16 protein-coding genes are annotated in these 17,152 nt (G+C 71.6%); 10 read left to right on the forward strand and 6 right to left on the reverse strand.

The window, feature by feature from the left end:
* Positions 1-127 precede the first annotated feature (127 nt).
* Positions 128-1,648 (reverse strand): glycosyl hydrolase family 18 protein, encoded by a 1,521-nt coding sequence (locus tag ACZ7G1_RS02905; RefSeq protein ID WP_470877896.1) that lies wholly within the window; start codon positions 1,646-1,648, stop codon positions 128-130.
* A gap of 274 nt (positions 1,649-1,922) precedes the next feature.
* Here ACZ7G1_RS02905 and ACZ7G1_RS02910 point away from each other — a divergent pair, with 274 nt between their 5' ends.
* Both ACZ7G1_RS02910 and ACZ7G1_RS02915 read left to right on the forward strand, forming a co-directional pair.
* On the forward strand, positions 1,923-2,690 hold the full coding sequence (locus tag ACZ7G1_RS02910; protein ID WP_470877897.1) for an NPP1 family protein: 768 nt from the start codon (positions 1,923-1,925) through the stop codon (positions 2,688-2,690).
* Between the two features lie 118 nt (positions 2,691-2,808).
* Positions 2,809-4,791, forward strand: a complete 1,983-nt coding sequence (locus ACZ7G1_RS02915; RefSeq protein ID WP_470877898.1) for a CASTOR/POLLUX-related putative ion channel — start codon at positions 2,809-2,811, stop codon at positions 4,789-4,791.
* Here ACZ7G1_RS02915 and ACZ7G1_RS02920 read toward each other — a convergent pair.
* Positions 4,772-5,557 (reverse strand): class I SAM-dependent methyltransferase, encoded by a 786-nt coding sequence (locus ACZ7G1_RS02920; RefSeq protein ID WP_470877899.1) that lies wholly within the window; start codon positions 5,555-5,557, stop codon positions 4,772-4,774. The genes ACZ7G1_RS02915 and ACZ7G1_RS02920 overlap by 20 nt on opposite strands.
* Before the next feature lie 84 nt (positions 5,558-5,641).
* Between ACZ7G1_RS02920 and ACZ7G1_RS02925 the strand changes: the two genes are divergently transcribed.
* The 4 genes from ACZ7G1_RS02925 to ACZ7G1_RS02940 all read left to right on the forward strand — a co-directional run bounded on the left by ACZ7G1_RS02925 (position 5,642) and on the right by ACZ7G1_RS02940 (position 8,574).
* Entirely contained in the window at positions 5,642-6,346 is a 705-nt protein-coding gene (locus ACZ7G1_RS02925) for a VOC family protein (RefSeq protein ID WP_470877900.1), read from the forward strand.
* 74 nt (positions 6,347-6,420) lie between these two features.
* Positions 6,421-6,870: a cupin domain-containing protein gene (locus ACZ7G1_RS02930; protein ID WP_470878050.1), complete on the forward strand. Its 450-nt coding sequence runs from the start codon at positions 6,421-6,423 to the stop codon at positions 6,868-6,870.
* A 127-nt stretch (positions 6,871-6,997) separates the two neighbouring features.
* Entirely contained in the window at positions 6,998-7,897 is a 900-nt protein-coding gene (locus ACZ7G1_RS02935; protein WP_470877901.1) for a GNAT family N-acetyltransferase, read from the forward strand.
* Between the two features lie 47 nt (positions 7,898-7,944).
* Positions 7,945-8,574 (forward strand): class I SAM-dependent methyltransferase, encoded by a 630-nt coding sequence (locus ACZ7G1_RS02940; RefSeq protein ID WP_470877902.1) that lies wholly within the window; start codon positions 7,945-7,947, stop codon positions 8,572-8,574.
* Here ACZ7G1_RS02940 and ACZ7G1_RS02945 read toward each other — a convergent pair.
* On the reverse strand, positions 8,544-9,827 hold the full coding sequence (locus tag ACZ7G1_RS02945; protein ID WP_470877903.1) for a hypothetical protein: 1,284 nt from the start codon (positions 9,825-9,827) through the stop codon (positions 8,544-8,546). The genes ACZ7G1_RS02940 and ACZ7G1_RS02945 overlap by 31 nt on opposite strands.
* Before the next feature lie 197 nt (positions 9,828-10,024).
* Between ACZ7G1_RS02945 and ACZ7G1_RS02950 the strand changes: the two genes are divergently transcribed.
* Positions 10,025-10,585 (forward strand): DinB family protein, encoded by a 561-nt coding sequence (locus ACZ7G1_RS02950; protein ID WP_470877904.1) that lies wholly within the window; start codon positions 10,025-10,027, stop codon positions 10,583-10,585.
* A gap of 120 nt (positions 10,586-10,705) precedes the next feature.
* Positions 10,706-11,227, forward strand: a complete 522-nt coding sequence (locus tag ACZ7G1_RS02955) for a hypothetical protein (RefSeq protein ID WP_470877905.1) — start codon at positions 10,706-10,708, stop codon at positions 11,225-11,227.
* Between the two features lie 144 nt (positions 11,228-11,371).
* Here the strand turns inward: ACZ7G1_RS02955 and thpR are convergent, their stop codons facing one another.
* On the reverse strand, positions 11,372-11,989 hold the full coding sequence (gene thpR / locus ACZ7G1_RS02960) for an RNA 2',3'-cyclic phosphodiesterase (RefSeq protein WP_470877906.1): 618 nt from the start codon (positions 11,987-11,989) through the stop codon (positions 11,372-11,374).
* Between the two features lie 177 nt (positions 11,990-12,166).
* A complete protein-coding gene (gene katG, locus ACZ7G1_RS02965; protein WP_470877907.1) occupies positions 12,167-14,389 on the reverse strand; it encodes a catalase/peroxidase HPI in 2,223 nt (740 codons plus the stop codon).
* Positions 14,390-14,661: 272 nt separating this feature from the next.
* Here katG and ACZ7G1_RS02970 point away from each other — a divergent pair, with 272 nt between their 5' ends.
* Positions 14,662-15,072 carry a Fur family transcriptional regulator gene (locus tag ACZ7G1_RS02970; RefSeq protein ID WP_470877908.1) on the forward strand — a complete coding sequence of 137 codons (411 nt, stop codon included), beginning with the start codon at positions 14,662-14,664 and terminating at the stop codon, positions 15,070-15,072.
* 73 nt (positions 15,073-15,145) lie between these two features.
* Here the strand turns inward: ACZ7G1_RS02970 and tpx are convergent, their stop codons facing one another.
* Complete coding sequence (gene tpx, locus ACZ7G1_RS02975; protein WP_470877909.1) at positions 15,146-15,646, reverse strand: thiol peroxidase; 501 nt, start codon at positions 15,644-15,646, stop codon at positions 15,146-15,148.
* 231 nt (positions 15,647-15,877) lie between these two features.
* Between tpx and ACZ7G1_RS02980 the strand changes: the two genes are divergently transcribed.
* Positions 15,878-17,143 (forward strand): ricin-type beta-trefoil lectin domain protein, encoded by a 1,266-nt coding sequence (locus tag ACZ7G1_RS02980; protein WP_470877910.1) that lies wholly within the window; start codon positions 15,878-15,880, stop codon positions 17,141-17,143.
* Positions 17,144-17,152 lie beyond the last annotated feature (9 nt).

Here is a 17,152-nt window from a genome sequence, read left to right on the forward strand (position 1 = left end):
GCCCACTCTGACCTCTCCCCCTATCCCGACTCGCTCTCCTACCCCTCCCCCCCCCCCCCCCCTCCCCCCGTCCCCCCCGCCCCCCCCCCCCCCCCCCCCCCCCGCCCCTCGTGGGGGAGAAGGGGGATCAGCAGGCGCCGAGGTCCTGCCAGACGCCCCACTGGCCGGTGGTGCCGGGCTCCTCGCCGGTGGTCCACCACTTGGCCTTCCAGGTGTGGCCCTTGTGGGAGACCTGCTGGCCGCCGGTGTAGACGGCGGTGCTCACCCAGGGGGCGGCCGTGCACTGGGTGGCGCCGCCGGTGACGGTCAGGGTGAGGACGGCCGCGTGGGCGGCGGACGGGCCGGAGCCGTTGATGACGATCTGGTAGGTGCCGGAGACCGTGGCCGCCGTGGTGCCGATGGTCAGGGTCGAGGAGCCGCCCGCGGTGACCGAGGCGGGGCTGAGGGAGGCGGTGACGCCGGCGGGGAGGCCGCTGACCGAGAGGCCGACCGTCTGGGCCGCGCCGGCCGTCACGGCGGTCTTCACGGTGGCGGTGGTGGAGGAGCCGGCGGCGACCGTCGCGGAGGCGGGGGTCGTCGTCACCGAGAAGTCGTCGGTGGGGGCGGTGGTGCCGCTGGTGAAGGGGCTGAAGACGTGGGAGAAGTCCCAGGTGTTCTGCTGGATGCCGGAGCAGTTGTCGGCGGCGGCGCCGCCGGGGCAGCCGCCGTTGTCACGCTGGAGCGCCCAGAACGAGAGGGTGTTGATGCCCTTGGAGACCGCCCAGTCGTACACCGTGCGGGCGTTGGCCAGGGTGAAGGTCTCGGCGGGGCCGAAGTCGTCGACGCCGATCATCTCGGTGACGCCGACCGTGGCCCAGAGCTGGGCAGGGGTCTTGGTGGGGTACAGCTTGGCGAGCTGGTCGTAGAGGCCCTGGGCGGCCGACTTGGTGTCGGCGGCCATGTCGTGGGCCGCGTTGTCGTAGTAGTCGAAGGTCATGAGGTTGACCACGTCGACCTTCGCGCCGTTGGTCACGGCGTTCTTGAGCACGGCGAGGCCGCTGGCGGCGAGACCGTGGGTGGTCGTCGGCAGGGTGTACGAGATCTGGATCTTGCGCCCGTTGGCCGCGGCCCAGTCCTGGAGGACCTTGATGGCCTTGTTCCGCCGGTCGATGCCGGCGGTGTTGTCGAGCGAGTCGACCTCGATGTCCATGTCGAGCCGCGTCACGTCGTAGGTCGTGATGACCTTCTGGTAGACGGCGGCGATCTGGTTGACGTCGGTGCAGCTGTCGGCGATCTCGGTGCCGGTGGTGTCCGCCGTGTACCCGCCGAAGGAGGGGATGACGTCGCCGCCGCGGGACTGGATGGTCTTGATGTCGGCGCCGAAGGTGGCGGCGGCGACCGGCATGCCGGAGTCGCCGTTCCAGTACGCGGTGCACGAGCCCTTGGCCGCCGTCTGGAGGAACGCCATCGTGAGGTGCTTGGCTCCGGACTGGGCGCTGAGGGCGGCCGGGCTCTCGCCGGTCCAGGCCTCGAAGTAGGGGGCGAAGACGTGCTCGGGCAGCGGGGTCGCGGCCTGCGAGGGGGCGGCGGCGACCGTGGCGAGGCCCAGGGCGGCCACCGCGGTCACGGCCGCGGTGAGGGCCGAGCGGAGCGAACGTACGCGTCTCATGGGTCATCCAATGACGTGGGGGAGTGCGCCAACAGGGCTGCCGCGCACGGTTCTTGACATAGGAAGTAGCCCCGCCGTCAGGGGCACGTCAATGGCCTGGACCAAAGTTGGACTAGACCAATTCCGCGATTCCTTGTGTGGTGCATCCAGTGACTGCGGGCGCGTGCTGCCGCGATGCGCCCACCCCGCTCGATTGGTCCAGTGAGCCACGCGGGTGAGCTGTGCATGCCAACATGGGCTCCCCGTACCCTGCCTCCGACCCCAAGGGGACGTAGTGAAGACACCGGCGTACGTCACCAGGGGCGCCCTCGCCCTCACCGGCGCCCTCGCCCTGATCATCGCCCTCCCGACCAGCGCCCTCGCCGCCCCGCCCACCGCCCTCCCCGCCAACGCCGACGGCCTCGAACAGACCTTCCAGCCCGCCTTCGACTACGACACCGACGGCTGCTACCCCACCCCCGCGATCGGCCCCGACGGCACCCTCAACGGCGGCCTCAACCCCACCGGCGCCCTCAACGGCCAGTGCCGCGACTCCTGGGACCTCACCAACACCAACGGCTACGCCCGCGCCAAGTGCAACAACGGCTGGTGCGCGATCCTCTACGGCCTCTACTTCGAGAAGGACCAGGCCCTGCCCGGCAGCAGCCTCGGCGGCCACCGCCACGACTGGGAACACGTCGTCGTATGGGTCCAGAACAACGAGGCGCAGTACGTCTCCACCTCGGCCCACGGCAACTTCGTCACCAACGGCCGCGGCGCCATCCGCTGGGACGGCACCCACCCCAAGGTCGTCTACCACAAGGACGGCATCGGAACCCACTGCTTCCGGCCCGCCAACAGCAACGACGAACCCCCGGAGAACCACCAGCACACCTGGCAGTACCCGAGCCTGGTCGGCTGGAACGGCTACCCCGCCGGAGTGCGCGACAAGCTGAGCCAAGCCGACTTCGGCAGCGCCGTCTTCGGCCTCAAGGACGCCAACTTCGCCGCCCACCTCGCCAAGGCCAAACCGTCCGGCATCCCCTTCGACCCGTACGCCTGACCCGTACGCCTGAACCAGGCTTCGCGCAGTGATCACGAAGGGATGAACCTGCACCGATGGCGCCCCGCCGGCCACGGCGGGGCGCCACTCTGCCGACGTGCGCAAAGAAGGCAACAAGGTGGTTCCGACACAACGGACCACCGCACCGGGACCCTTGGCCGCCGGCCCCGCCACCCCACCCCCACCACGCGGCCGGCCCCCGTACCCGACCCACTCCGCCGAGGCACGCCTCCGCTACTGGTTCGACACCGTCCTGACCCGCGGCACACCCGCACTCGTCGGCTGGCTCGCCCTCGCCTGCCTGCTACTCGTCGTCCCCGTCAGCGCCCTCCTCGTCTGGACCGACGACCACGCGCCGACCTCCCTGCGCTCCCGCGTCGCCGCCGTCTGGCGGAACACCGGACAGACCCTGCGCCTCGGCGGCGAGGTCGGCCCACCCCTGCGCGTCGCCCTCTCCGTCCTCCTCGCCCTCATCGCACTCCTCTACGTCTCCACCCTCGTCAGCCTCATCACCACCGGCATCACCGACAAGCTCATCGCCCTCAACCGCGGCCACTCCACCGTCCTGGAACGCGGACACACCGTCGTACTCGGCTGGTCCGAGCAGATCCCCACGGTCGTCACCGAACTCCTCACCGCCCAGGCCACCACCACCCGTGCCGTCTCCCGCCGGGGCCAGGCCGCCGTCACGCTCCTCGCCGAACGCGCCAAGACCACGATGGAGGAGGAACTCCGCGCCGCCCTCGGCACCACCGGCCGCACCCGGGTCATCTGCCGCACCGGCCGCCCCGCCGACCCCACCGCGCTCGCCCGCGTCAGCCCCACGACCGCCGAGTCCGTGCTCGTCCTGCCCCGCGACCGCCCCCGCGACGACACCGAGACCGTGAAGACCCTGCTCTCGCTGACGGCCGCCGCCGGCCAGGACCACCCGGTGCGCGTCATCGCCGCCGTACGCGGAGACCGCCACCTCACCGCCGCCCGCCTCGCCGGCGGCCCCCGGGCCACCGTCCTCCACACCGACGACATCACCGCGCGCCTCCTCGTCCGATACGCGCGCCGACCCGGCCTGTCCCATGTCCACCAGGAACTCCTGGACTTCGCCGGCCACGAGTTCCACACCCTGCCCGCACCCGGACCCGAGGGCCTGACGTTCCGGAAGGCCTCCGCCCGCTGCCCCGAGTCCTGCGCCGCCGGCCTGGTCCGCCCCGACGGCACCGTCCTCCTCAACCCGCCCGCCGACACCCGCCTCGCCCCCGGCGACCGCCTCCTCGTCGTCGCCGAGAACGCCCACTCGACCCACCCCGCCGACCCTCCGGTGCCCTACGACCCGACAGCCGTCACCCCGCCCCCGCCCCCGGCGCCCTCCCGCCCCGAGCGCTACCTCCTCCTCGGCTGGAACCGCCGCGCGCCCCGCGTCGCCGACCAACTGGCCCGAAGCACACCCCTCGGCACCACCCTCGACGTCATCGCCGCCCCCACGGCCTCGACGCTCGCCGGCATCCGCGCCACCACCCGAGCCGTGGGCCACCGCCTGCCGCTCCTCCACCACCCCGGCGACCCCACCCTGCCGGAGACGACGACCACACGGGACCTCACCGGCTACGACGCCGTGCTCGTCCTCGGCCCCGACCGCCGCCGAAGCCACGCCGACCCGGACGACCACACCCTCCTGACCCTCCTCCACCTCCGGGAACTACAGAGCCGAAACCCGCACCCCACCCCCGTCCACGTCGTCGCCGAGCTGACCGACGACCGCAACCTCCCCATCGCGCCCCGCTCCGCCGCGACCGACTTCGTCGCCACCGGCCGGACCATCGGCCTCCTGATGACCCAGATCTCCCAGAACCCCCACCTGGCCGCCGTCTTCGAAGAACTCTTCGCCGCCGACGGCAACTCCCTCCACCTCCACCCCGCCGCCCACTACGTCGCCACCGGCCGCCCCTCCTCCTTCGCCACCGTCGTCGAATCCGCCGCCCGCCGACACGCCTGCGCCATCGGCTACCGCTCCCACACCCACGGCGTACGCCTCAACCCGCCCAAGTCCCTTGTGCGGCACTGGCACCCCGCCGACCAGATCGTGGTCATCGCCCCGGACCACTGAGCTCCTGGCGCACCGGCTTCCTCGCCTCGATCAGCGTCCGCGCGGAGTGGGCCACGAACGGCCCCTCCGCCCGGATCCGCGCGTCCAGCTCCCTCAACCGGGTCAGCTCCGCCTCGACCGAGAACCCCGGCACGATCCAGATCACCTTCCGCAGGAACCACACGACGGCCCCGACGTCGTGGAACTCCATCCGCAGCCGCTCACCGCGCACGTCCACGACCTCAAGGCCGGCCGCCTCGGCCCCCGCCGCCTCGTCCTCCGCCCGCCTGGCCCGCGCCGCCTCCGGCTGCGGCCCCAGGAAGTACTCGACCAGCTCCCACACGCTCGCCGGCCCGACGTGCTGAGCCAGATAGCTCCCGCCCGGCCGCAACACCCGCGCGACCTCCTCCCACCACACCGTGACCGGATGCCGGCTCGTGACGAGATCGAACGCCTCGTCCCCGAACGGCAGCGGCGGCTCATCGGGATCCGCGACCACGACCACCCCCCGCGGATGGAGCAACCGCGTCGCCCGCGCCACATTCGGCGGCCACGACTCCGTCGCCGCCATCGTCGCCGGCAGCACCGGAACCCCGCCGAGCACCTCCCCACCACCCGTCTGGATGTCCAGCCCCGCCGAGACCCCGGCCAGCCGCTCCCCGAGCAGCCGCTGATAGCCCCACGAGGGCCGCTCCTCCGTGGCCCTGCCGTCCAGCCAGGAAAAGTCCCAGCCGTCGACCGACGCCTCGGAGGCTTCCGCGATGAGTTCTTCGAAGGAGCGAGTCATCCCCCGATCATCTCGCCCCGTGATGTCCACCGGCGACCGATTTCTCCTCGGCGCGGCGCCGCGTGGCCCTGCCAGGATGCGGTCATGGAACGGAAACTCACTCGGCAGGAAGCCTCGGACGCGGTCCAGGACCACGGCTGGCGCTATGTGTTGGGCGCCCTGCAGACCACGGTTGCGGTCGGGAGCACGGCGCAGGCGGTCAGCCTGGCGGCGGCCGTCGTCGCTGCGTGCGGCGACCACGCCGATCGCCACCTCCGGATCGACGTCCGCCCCGACCAGGCGCTCCTCACCCTGCAGTCGCTGGACCACGCGGCGGTCACCACCCTGGACGCCGAGCTCGCGCGCCGGATCTCCGCCACGGCCCGCGAGGCAGGCTTCCTCACCGAGCCCGGAACCGAGCCCGGAACCGGGCCCGGGGCGCCCCGGTCGGTGCAGCTCATCGAGATCGCCATCGATGCGCTGGACATCCCGGCCGTCCGGCCCTTCTGGAAGGCCGTCCTCGGCTACACCGACGAGGCCGGCGCCGACGGACCGGCGGACCCCCTCGTCGACCCCCACCGGCAGGGCCCCGCCATCTGGTTCCAGCAGATGGACCACCCCCGCCCCCAGCGCAACCGCATCCACCTCGACATCAGCGTCCCCCACGACGAGGCCCCCCACCGCATCGCGAGCACCCTCGCGGCCGGCGGCCACCTCCTCTCCGCCACCCGCGCCCCCGCCTTCTGGGTCCTCGCCGACCCCGAGGGCAACGAAGCCTGCGTCACCACCTGGCAGGGCAGGGACGACTGAACCGACGCGCCGGTCGGAGCCGTCGTGGGTGGCTGCTACCTTCCGGAGCCATGACGGACGACGTGTGTGACGACGTGTGTGACGACGTGTACGTGGGCAACGCGGGCAAGGACGCGGCGCTGGACCGAGGATGGCTCCTCGGCCACTTCAAGGACGCCTCGGATCCTCGGCACAGCGAGGACGTGGAGATCAAGTGGGGGGTTCATCCCCCGGGTGACGAGCGGGCTCAGTGGGTGACCGGTGAGGAACGCACCGCTTTGCTGGTGCTCATCAGCGGGCGCTTCCGGGTGGAACTGCCCGGGCGCAGCGTCCTCCTGGCCGAGCAGGGCGACTACGTCGTGTGGGGGCGGGGGGTCGATCACTCCTGGTTCGCGGAGGAGGAGTCGGTCGTGCTGACGGTTCGCTGGCCTTCGGTCCCCGGCTACAAGGTGGCCGAGGAAGCCGAGGAACCCCTCCCTCACGACGTACGGAAATCCGTGGACGGACCCGAGGAAGATCGCGTACGGTGTGAATTCACGCCCTGAGACGAAGCGGAAGGAGGCGAGTGCCGTGCAGTTCACATCCATTCAGCGCTCCCTCGTCCACCGTCCCGGCGTGGTTTCTCCGTTCTGACCGGGAGCGCTTCAAGCGGTTTGTATCCCGGAGGAATTCATGACCGATCTGGTCATTCGTACGTTGTCCGCGAGCGATGCCCATCTCTTCGACGCGCTGCCCGACCCCTTGGGTGCGCGCGAGGGCCATCGGCGCACGCGGTTCCGCCCCGAGTGGAAGCGTGTGGCGCTGCGCGACGGTCACGTGGTGGCGCGTGGCGCGTGGTGGGGCGGGCCGGAGGACACGGAGCCCGTCAACGTCAATTGGTTCGATGTGGCCGAGGGCGAGGAGGAGGCGGGGGCGGAGCTTCTGCGGTCCGCGCCCTGGAAGGTCGAACTGGAGATCAACCTGCCCGGTGGCTGGCGGGAGAAGCCCGAGCTGCGTGCGCCCGGCGAGGCGCGGTTCGCGGCCGCGCGGGCGGCGGGGTACGAGCTCCTGGTGGAGCGGTTCCTGTACCGGTGGACGCCGGAGCGGGGCCTGCCCGAGCGGCCCGGGCGCCTGCGTTTCCGCGCCGAGGCCGACGACGCCGTGTTCTTCGACGCTCTGCGCCGCATCCACTCCGCCACCCTGGACGCGCACGCGCTGAGCGCCATCGAGGAGGGCGGTCTCGACAAGGCCGCGCAGGAGGAGCTCGACTTCTTCCACTGGTGCCCGTCGCCGCGCGAGTGGTGGCAGCTCGCGCACACCGCCGACGGCGAGCTGGCCGGCATCCACATCCCGGCGCACAACCCCTCCGGTCCGACGATCGGCTTCATCGGAGTCGTACCTGAGCAGCGCGGTCGCGGCTATGCCTACGACCTTCTCGCGGAGTGCACGCACTTCCTCGCCGAACAGGGCGCGGAGTACGTCAGCGGAGCCACCGACCAGGGGAACTTCCCCATGGCGGCGAACTTCGCCAAGGCCGGTTTCCCGGTCACGAGCGAACGCGTCAACTTCCACCCGGCGAGCCACGCCGGCTAGCCGGGAGCAGCGGTCACCGTAGCGACGCCACCGGCGGCGTCGCTACGGTGACCGGATGGCCCAGGACGAACGACTGCTTCACGCTTCCTCGTTCGGCGCAGCTGCGGCGAGGCCTGCCCTGTGTCCGCGCCCTGGCCGGGAGCGCGGAGGGCATCCCGCTGCCGGACGGGTCCGTGGACGCGGTCCTGGCGGGCAATGCCCTGCACTGGTTCGACATGGCCGTCGCGGGGCCGGAGATCGCCAGGGTCCTGGCGCCCGGCGGCGTCCTGGCCGGTCTGTGGAACGTCATGGACGACCGAGTCGGCTGGGTCGCCGGCCTCGCCCGGGTCGCCGGGAGCGCGGTCGTCGGCCCGCGCGACACGCCGGCCGCTTGGCGCGCCGAGACCGAGGGGATCCACCTTCCGAAGACCGACCCCACCGCCGCCCGTTTCGGTTCGCCCGAGCGGGCGGAGTTCCCGCACGGGCAGCGCCGGACGGCCGACTCGCTCGTCGCCACGCTCGCGACGCGCGCGGGCCTCCTGGTCATGCCGGAGCAGGACCAGGAGGCCACGTCGGGGCGGATCCGCGGGTTCCTCGCGAGTGAACCGGCAACGGCTCACGGCGAGTTCACGCTGCCGATGCTGACGGCGGTGCTGCGCGTCAGGCGTCAGGCGGGGTTCTTCACGTCGGCCACGTAGGTGGAGGCGCCGACGCAGTCGCGGACCTCGTAGCGGGGGGCGACGGTGCCGGTCCAGCGGAGGAAGCCGGTGGGGCCGGTGGCGGCGGTCATGTCCATGAAGCGGCAGCCTTCGTAGAGGACCTTGCCGTAGGTGGTGGCGGTGGAGCCGGTGGTCACCTGGTGGGAGCCCATGAGCGCGCAGTCGACGTAGCGGACCATGGGGCCGCGGGAGCCGTTGGCCTCGAAGTCGTACACGTGGGTGACGGCGCTCGGGGCCCAGGACTTGAAGCTGTGGGCGGTGTCGTCGCAGGAGACGAAGGTGACGTTGCCCTTGTACCAGCGGGAGTCGATCACCTTGTGGCCCGTGCCGCGGAGTTCGAAGCGGATGCCCTGCGCGTACAGGCGCATGACGGAGTCGGCGCGGGAGCCGGCGTCGGCGGCGAGCTGGAAGAAGGTGCCGGTCGACGCGGAGTCGGTGAGGATGTAGGAGCCGCCGGTGAAGTTCATCGAGCCGCCGCGGGTGTTCTTCACGAACACGCCCGACTGGTACTCCACCTTGCAGTCGCGGAACCAGTAGTTGAGGAACTGGTCCTGCTGGCTCGCCGTCGGGGTCATGCCGATGACGAGGAACGCGTCGGAGTAGGAGCCGCCGACCTGGCAGTGGTCCCAGCCCATCTCGCTGTTCAGGTTGGACGTCGTGGCCGGTCCGTCGAGCCCGATGCCGCGCTTCCAGCTGCCGCGCCACTCGACGTCGGTGTACCAGGTGTCCTGGACGCCGTACGTGGCCGAGGAGTACGCGTAGCAGAAGCTCGACGTCGCGTTCTCGCTGGTGAAGGTCAGCCCGGAGATCCGGATGTTCTTGTAGCGCTGGTAGTTGGTCCACAGCGTCGTGTCGTTCGCCGTGGGCGCGTACACGATCCGGGAGAGGCGCTTGCCGTAGCCGGTGATCGAAAGGCCGTCGACGATCCCGCCGTTGCCCTCGCCGTTGACGTTCGGAAGCAGCGAGTCGGGCTGCGTGAGCAGGTACGTGCCCGGCGGAATGACCAGGACCTTCTTCGGGACGGCGCCCGAGATGGGGTCCGGCTGGAACGAGGCGAGGACCTCGGCGGCGGCCGCGCGGAAGGCGGCGTCGCTGGCGGTGGCGCCCGTCGGGTCCGCGCCCTTGCTGATGACGTCCACGCTGTACGGGTCGTCCCCGGAACCGGCCGCGTACGCCGTGCCGCCCCCGGCCACCACGGCCCCCGCCGCGACACCCGCGCCTGCCGTCGCCATCCCGCGTATGAGAGAACGGCGGTCCATGCTTCCGGTCATTGCTTGCCCCCATAAGTAATGATCATGTGAAAAGACACGCCATCCGATCACGACATCCGTGACGACGCAAGATCACCTCCGTTGCCTCCGCGGCCGGTTGGCGAGGACCGTACGAAACTCGCTGGCGGGCACCGGAGCTCTGGACGATCATGCAAACCATGAGCGACGAACCCGAACGCTGGACCCAGGCGACCGTGTACCCCGACATGTGGGCGGACCCCGACGACGACCCCCGCAACAGGGACGGCAGCAGCCCGGACGGCGAACGGGCCACGCTCGTCGACTTCCTGACGGACTACCGCATCACCCTGCGCATGAAGTGCGAGGGCCTCGATGCCGAGCAGCTCGCCCGCCGCTCCGTCCCGCCGTCCACCATGTCCCTCCTCGGCCTCCTCCGCCACCTCGCCGAAGTCGAACGCGACTGGCGCAACTGGATCACCGACGGAGACCCGCTCCCGAAGCTGTACGGCGCACGCGACGCCGACTTCCACGGTGCCGTCGCGGACCAGTCCGTCGTCGACGGCGCCTACGCCGACCTGGAGCGCGAACAGGCCGCCACGGACGCCGAGCTGTCCCGCTTCCCGGACCTCGGCGAGCGCGTGGGCACGGACGACATCGCCATCCGCGAGCTGATGGTCCACATGATCGACGAATACGCCCGCCACTGCGGCCACGCGGACCTGCTGCGCGAGTGCGTGGACGGAAGGGTCGGCCAGTAGGACGCCCGGAGCCTCGCGCACGGGCCTCCGCCGTCCACCCGCCGGGCCGGTTCACTCGTCATGATGGACCCGGGCCGAGCCGCCCGCGGTGCCCCGGCGCGGTCGGGCAGCGTGGGCCGCATGCAGCCCCGTCGCACCACGCTCGCCCTGATCGCCGTACTGTTCACCAGCGGATGCGTCGCCGTTCCGCGCCCCGCCGCACCCCCCGCGCCGGCCCGGACCGTCCACCTCACCCCGGACGCCGAGCGCGCCCCCAGCCCGCTGCCGCCCTGGCCCGCGCCGACACCGGCCGCGGCCCGGGAGGCCCTCGCCGACACTGACACCGGCACCCGTCCCGAGGCCAAGGCGGCCAAGCCGCCCGCGCGTCCGGCCGCTCGCCAGGCGGCCCCGGAGCGCGCCCACCCGCACACCCCGGTGCGCAACCCCGGAAAACCCAGGAAGCCCGCCGCCGGCAAGCCGAAGCCCGCGGCGCGGAAGACCGCGCCCCGGCCCCCGAAGCGGAACCGCGTCATCCCGACGCCCCGGCAGCAGCAGACCCCCGGACTCCCGCCGGAGATGCGCCGGCTCTGCCGTCAGGCCGAGGGCATCCAGGCACCGATGGGCGCGGCCGGACTCTGCCGGGGCATGTACGGCCGGCCGTGAGCGAGCCGTGGCTCAGTCGTCCAGGGCGTCCAGGACCGCGCCGAGGTCGACGAACTTGACGTTGGTGGCGGGGCGGACGCCGGGTCGTCCGCTTCCGCGGGGAGGGGTACGGACGGTGAACGCGCGCGCGGACCGGGGACGACGTCAGGCGCCGGCGAAGGTCCAGGAGTCGATGTCGGTGTAGCGGATCGGGCCCGGGCCGCGGCCGTAGTCGCTGCCGACGAGGTGGAGGCGTCGGGTGGGCCAGGAGCGGCCGGTGAAGCCGGCGAGGCCGGCGGCGACCTGGAGGACGCTGGTGGGGTCGTCGCGGCGGGCCCGGGCCAGGGTCAGGTGGGGGCGTAGGGGCCGGTCCTCGAAGGGGATCCCGCACTCCTTCACGATCGCGCGGACGCCGGTGGCGAGCCCGTGCAGTGCGTCGGTCTCCCCCTCGATACCGCTCCACAGCACACGCTCGTCGAAGTGGCCGCCGCCGCGCAGCGACAGGTTGAGGGGGCGCCGGGAGGCGGCGAGCGCGGCCAGGGGGGCCCGGAGCAGCGGGACGGTGGCGACGGGGAGCTCGCCGAGGAACGCGAGGGTGATGTGCCAGTCCTCGATGCGGTTCCAGCGCATCCGGGGGTAGGCGTCGTAGGCCGGGCGCAGTGCCTCGGCCAGTTCGTCCTTCGCGTCGTCGGGCGGGGCGAGGGCGATGAAGACGCGTACGGTCGACGTCCGGGGGTCTTCGTCCGGGCGACGTTCCGTGTCGTTCCCGGGCAGCTCGTTCATCGTCCGTCGTTCCCTACGCGCGGTGCGGCCGGCACCCGTTCCGGTGTGCTCTGATCTGCCGAGCGTATGACGTGCCCGGCGAGCGGTGTGCGCCGGGGCACGCGTCGGCCGGCCGGCGGAGAGGCCGGCCGGCCGACGCGGGGGCGGGGCGTGCGGGTGTCAGCGCCCCACGAGCCCTCAGACGAGGTCGAACCGGTCCAGGTTCATCACCTTGTCCCACGCCGACACGAAGTCCTTCACGAACTTCTCCTTCGCGTCGTCGCTCGCGTAGACCTCGGCGACCGCGCGCAGCTCGCTGTTGGAGCCGAACACGAGGTCGGCGCGGGTGCCGGTCCACTTGACGGCGCCCGAGGCGTCACGGCCCTCGAAGGTCGTCTCGTCCTCGGAGGTCGACTTCCACTCGATGCCCAGGTCGAGCAGGTTGGTGAAGAAGTCGTTCGTGAGCTTGCCGGGGGTCTCGGTGAGGACACCGAGCGAGGACTGCGGCTGGGTCACGCCCAGGGCGCGCAGACCGCCGACGAGGACCGTCAGCTCGGGCGCGCTCAGGGTGAGCAGGTTCGCCTTGTCGATGAGCAGGTACTCGGCCGGCAGGCGGGTGCCCTTGCCCAGGTGGTTGCGGAAGCCGTCCACGGTCGGCTCCAGGGCGGCGAAGGACTCGACGTCCGTCTGCTCCTGGGAGGCGTCCACGCGGCCCGGGGTGAACGGCACCTCGATGTCGTGGCCGGCGTCCTTGGCCGCCTTCTCGACCGCCGCGACGCCCGCGAGGACGACGAGGTCGGCGAGGGAGACCTGCTTGCCGCCGCTCTGGGCGGAGTCGAAGGACGCCTTGACGCCCTCCAGGACGCGCAGCACCTGCGCCAGCTCGTCCGGGTTGTTGACCGTCCAGTTGCGCTGCGGCTCCAGGCGGATGCGGCCGCCGTTGGCGCCACCGCGCTTGTCGCTGCCGCGGAAGGAGGAGGCGGCGGCCCAGGCGGCGGAGACCAGCTGGGTGACCGTGAGGTCCGAGGCGAGGATGTCCGCCTTGAGCGAGGCGATGTCCGCGGCGTCGACGAGCTCGTACGAGCGGGCCGGCAGCGGGTCCTGCCAGATGAGCTCCTCGGACGGGACCTCGGGGCCGAGGTAGCGGACGACCGGGCCCATGTCACGGTGGGTGAGCTTGTACCAGGCGCGGGCGAACGCGTCCGCGAACTCCGCCGGGTTCTCGTAGAAGCGCCGGGAGATCTGCTCGTAGACCGGGTCGAAGCGCAGCGACAGGTCGGTAGTGAGCATCGTCGGGAGGTGCTTCTTCTCCGGGTCGTACGCGTCCGGGATGATCGCCTCGGCGTTCTTGGCCACCCACTGGTGGGCGCCCGCGGGGCTCTTGCTCAGCTCGTACTCGTACTCGAACAGGTTCTTGAAGAACCCGTTGCCCCACTGGGTCGGCGTGGTGGTCCAGGTGACCTCGAGGCCGCTGGTGATCGCGTCGGGGCCCTTGCCGGTGCGGAAGGTGTTCTTCCAGCCGAGGCCCTGCGCCTCCAGCGGCGCGGCCTCCGGGTCCGCGCCCACGTTGTCCGCGGGGCCGGCGCCGTGGGTCTTGCCGAAGGTGTGACCGCCCGCGATCAGGGCGACCGTCTCCTCGTCGTTCATCGCCATGCGGCGGAACGTCTCGCGGATGTCACGGGCCGCGGCGATCGGGTCCGGGTTGCCGTTCGGGCCCTCCGGGTTGACGTAGATGAGGCCCATCTGGACCGCGCCGAGCGGGTTCTCCAGCTCGCGGTCGCCGGTGTAGCGCTCGTCGCCGAGCCAGGTGGTCTCGGGGCCCCAGTACACGTCCTCGTCGGGCTCCCACACGTCCGCGCGGCCGCCGGCGAAGCCGAAGGTCTCGAAGCCCATCGACTCCAGGGCCACGTTGCCGGTGAGGATCATCAGGTCGGCCCAGGAGAGGTTGCGGCCGTACTTCTTCTTGACCGGCCACAGCAGACGGCGGGCCTTGTCCAGGTTGCCGTTGTCCGGCCAGCTGTTCAGCGGCGCGAAGCGCTGCTGGCCGGCACCGGCGCCGCCGCGGCCGTCGCTGATCCGGTACGTGCCCGCGCTGTGCCAGGCCATGCGGATCATGAACGGGCCGTAGTGGCCGAAGTCGGCGGGCCACCAGTCCTGGGAGGTCGTGAGGACCTCCGCGATGTCCCGCTTCACGGCGGGCAGGTCGAGGCTCTCGAAGGCCTTGGCGTAGTCGAAGTCCTCGCCCAGGGGGTTGGCCACGGCGGGGTTCTTCGCGAGGATCTTCAGGTTGAGGCGGTTCGGCCACCACTGGCTGTTTCCGCCGCCCTGGGTCGGATGGGGGGCACGGTCGTGTGCGACCGGGCAGCCGCCCGCGCCCTCCGCCTTCGCGTCGGTGACGATTGCATCATGGTTCTCAGACATGGGAATCCTTCCGGACCAGCCGCGGCCTCGGCGACGCGGGACCGGTCATATGGGTGGGACCAGTCGTATGGCGAGACACGTGGGGACGGCCCGTCGCGCGGGCGGCGGCCACTCCGTGGGATCGGTGCTTCATACTCTCCGTCTCCCGCCGCGCTGGAGTCTTCCTGTCCCTTGGCCATCAACAAAACCGATCCTACGATGGACCTTGTCCAAGTCAAGAACCACGCCAAACGCCTGTCCGATAGCCGACGAGCCGAACGAGGTGAGCCGACGTGAACGACCTGCTGGAGCGACTGCGCGCGCGAGGCTGGCGGATGACGTCCCAGCGGCGTGTCGTCGCCGAGGTCCTGGCCGGTGACCATGTGCATCTCACCGCGGACGAGGTCCACGCGCGCGCGGTGGCCCGTCTCCCCGAGATCGCGCGGGCGACCGTCTACAACACCCTCGGCGAACTGGTCACCCTCGGCGAGGTCGTCGAGCTCTCCACCGACGGGCGCGCCAAGCGCTACGACCCCAACGCCCACCGGCCGCACCAGCACCTGGTCTGCTCCGGCTGCGGCACCATCCGGGACGTCCACCCCACCGGCGACCCGCTGGCCGACCTGCCGCACGGCGAGCGCTTCGGCTTCGCCGTCTCGAAGGCCGACGTGACCTACCGGGGTCTGTGCCCGGCGTGTGTCTGAGGACGGGAGGAGCCCCTCCGCCGCTGTCGGTGGAGGGGCTCCCTTGGTGCGCCGCGGCCGTGGCCGCCGGTGACTACTTCAGGACCGCGAGGGCGGCCTCGTAGTTCGGCTCGTCGGCGATCTCGCCCACCAGCTCGGTGTGCAGGACCTGGTCGTTCTCGTCGAGGACGACGACGGCGCGGGCGGTGAGGCCGGCCAGCGGTCCGTCCGCGATGTCCACGCCGTAGTTGGTGTGGAACTCGCGACCGCGGAGGGTCGAGAGGTTCTTCACGTTCTCGAGGCCCTCGGCACCGCAGAAGCGCGCCTGCGCGAAGGGCAGGTCGGCGGAGATGCAGAGCACCACCGTGTTCTCCAGGTCGCCGGCCTTCTCGTTGAAGGCGCGGACGGAGGAGGCGCACGTCGGGGTGTCGACGCTCGGGAAGATGTTCAGGACCTTGCGCAGGCCGGAGAAGTCCGCCAGGGACTTGTCCGCGAGCCCGTCGGCGACGAGCGTGAAGTCGGGGGCCTGGCTGCCGGGGGCGGGCAGGGTGCCGGCGACCTCTACCGGGTTGCCCTTCAGGGTGACCTTGGCCATGGGAATCTCCTTCGGACGATGTAAGCGGCAACGTGGAGTAACCGGGGGAATCGTACGGCGTGAGGACCTGCGGAAACGAAACGGGCATCACCCGAGGGCCGCGGAAGGGCCCGCTCCCCAAGGGCGACGAGGGGTGTCGAACCCCTTGACGCCCATTTAACTCACTCCTTAAATCATGTCTGCGTTGAAGTGGCTCGACCTGTCCCCCCACATCCCACGGAAGAGAGAGTCATGCCCTCCTCCCGTTCAAGGCTGCGCCGCCCACTGGCCACCGCCATCACCGCCCTCGGCTTCGCGCTGGCCCTCACGGCGCTCGGCCCGGGGCCCGCCAAACTGGCGCCACCCGCCCCCGCCGCCCAAGCGGCCGCCGTCACCTTCTCCGACGACTTCGACGGCCCGGCCGGATCCGCCGTCGACGGCTCGCGCTGGCAGATCGAGACCGGCGACAACGTCAACAACCACGAGCGGCAGTACTACACGGCCGGCAACCGCAACGCCGCCCTCGACGGCCAGGGCCACCTGGTCATCACCGCCCGCAAGGAGAACCCTGGCAACTACGGCTGCTGGTACGGGAGGTGCGAGTACACCTCCGCACGCCTGAACACCGCGGGACGGTTCACCACCCGGTACGGCCACGTCGAGGCCCGCATGAAGGTGCCGCGCGGCCAGGGCATGTGGCCCGCCTTCTGGATGCTCGGCGACGACATCGGCCAGGTCGGCTGGCCGGCCTCCGGCGAGATCGACGTCATGGAGAACGTCGGCTTCGAACCCTCCACCGTCCACGGCACCCTCCACGGACCCGGCTACTCCGGCTCCGGCGGCATCGGCGCCGCCCACACCCTGCCCGGCGGCCAGGCCTTCGCCGACGCCTTCCACACCTTCGCCGTCGACTGGTCGCCCGGCCGGATCACCTGGAGCGTCGACGGAACCGTCTACCAGACCCGTACCCCCGCCGACCTCGGCGGCCGGACCTGGGTCTTCGACAAGCCCTTCTTCCTCATCCTCAACCTCGCCGTCGGCGGCTACTGGCCCGGCGACCCCGACGGCTCCACCGCCTTCCCTCAGCAGCTCGTCGTCGACCACGTCCGCGTCACCACCGCCGACGGCCCCGCCACCGCGGGACCCGTCACCGGCATCGGCGGGAAGTGCGTCGACGTGGCAGGCGCGAACACCGCCAACGGCACTCCCATCCAGCTTTACGACTGCAACGGCACCCCGGCGCAACAGTGGACCCTCGCCGCCGACGGATCCCTCCGCGCCCTCGGCAAGTGCCTCGACGTCACCGCCGCCGGAACCGCCGACGGCACCCCCACCCAGCTGTACGACTGCAACGGCACCGAAGCCCAGCGGTGGACCGCCAACAGCGCCCGCGACATCGTCAACCCCCGCTCCGGCAAGTGCCTCGACGCCACCGGCAACAGCTCCGCCAACGGCACCCGCCTCCAGATCTGGACCTGCACCGGCGGCGCCAACCAGAAATGGACGGTGACCCGCTGACCCGGGCCT

Source organism: Streptomyces sp. NPDC037273, from assembly GCF_055603625.1.

Bases quoted from the DNA above. Each gene is read 5' to 3' on its own strand.
- ACZ7G1_RS02950 (WP_470877904.1), top strand. From the start codon at position 10,025: ATGAGCGACGAACCCGAACGCTGGACCCAGGCGACCGTGTACCCCGAC.
- ACZ7G1_RS02925 (WP_470877900.1), top strand. From the start codon at position 5,642: ATGGAACGGAAACTCACTCGGCAGGAAGCCTCGGACGCGGTCCAGGAC.
- tpx (WP_470877909.1), bottom strand. From the start codon at position 15,646: ATGGCCAAGGTCACCCTGAAGGGCAACCCGGTAGAGGTCGCCGGCACC.
- ACZ7G1_RS02935 (WP_470877901.1), top strand. From the start codon at position 6,998: ATGACCGATCTGGTCATTCGTACGTTGTCCGCGAGCGATGCCCATCTC.
- ACZ7G1_RS02905 (WP_470877896.1), bottom strand. From the start codon at position 1,648: ATGAGACGCGTACGTTCGCTCCGCTCGGCCCTCACCGCGGCCGTGACC.
- ACZ7G1_RS02955 (WP_470877905.1), top strand. From the start codon at position 10,706: ATGCAGCCCCGTCGCACCACGCTCGCCCTGATCGCCGTACTGTTCACC.
- ACZ7G1_RS02945 (WP_470877903.1), bottom strand. From the start codon at position 9,827: ATGGCGACGGCAGGCGCGGGTGTCGCGGCGGGGGCCGTGGTGGCCGGG.
- ACZ7G1_RS02920 (WP_470877899.1), bottom strand. From the start codon at position 5,557: ATGACTCGCTCCTTCGAAGAACTCATCGCGGAAGCCTCCGAGGCGTCG.
- katG (WP_470877907.1), bottom strand. From the start codon at position 14,389: ATGTCTGAGAACCATGATGCAATCGTCACCGACGCGAAGGCGGAGGGC.
- ACZ7G1_RS02980 (WP_470877910.1), top strand. From the start codon at position 15,878: ATGCCCTCCTCCCGTTCAAGGCTGCGCCGCCCACTGGCCACCGCCATC.
- thpR (WP_470877906.1), bottom strand. From the start codon at position 11,989: ATGAACGAGCTGCCCGGGAACGACACGGAACGTCGCCCGGACGAAGAC.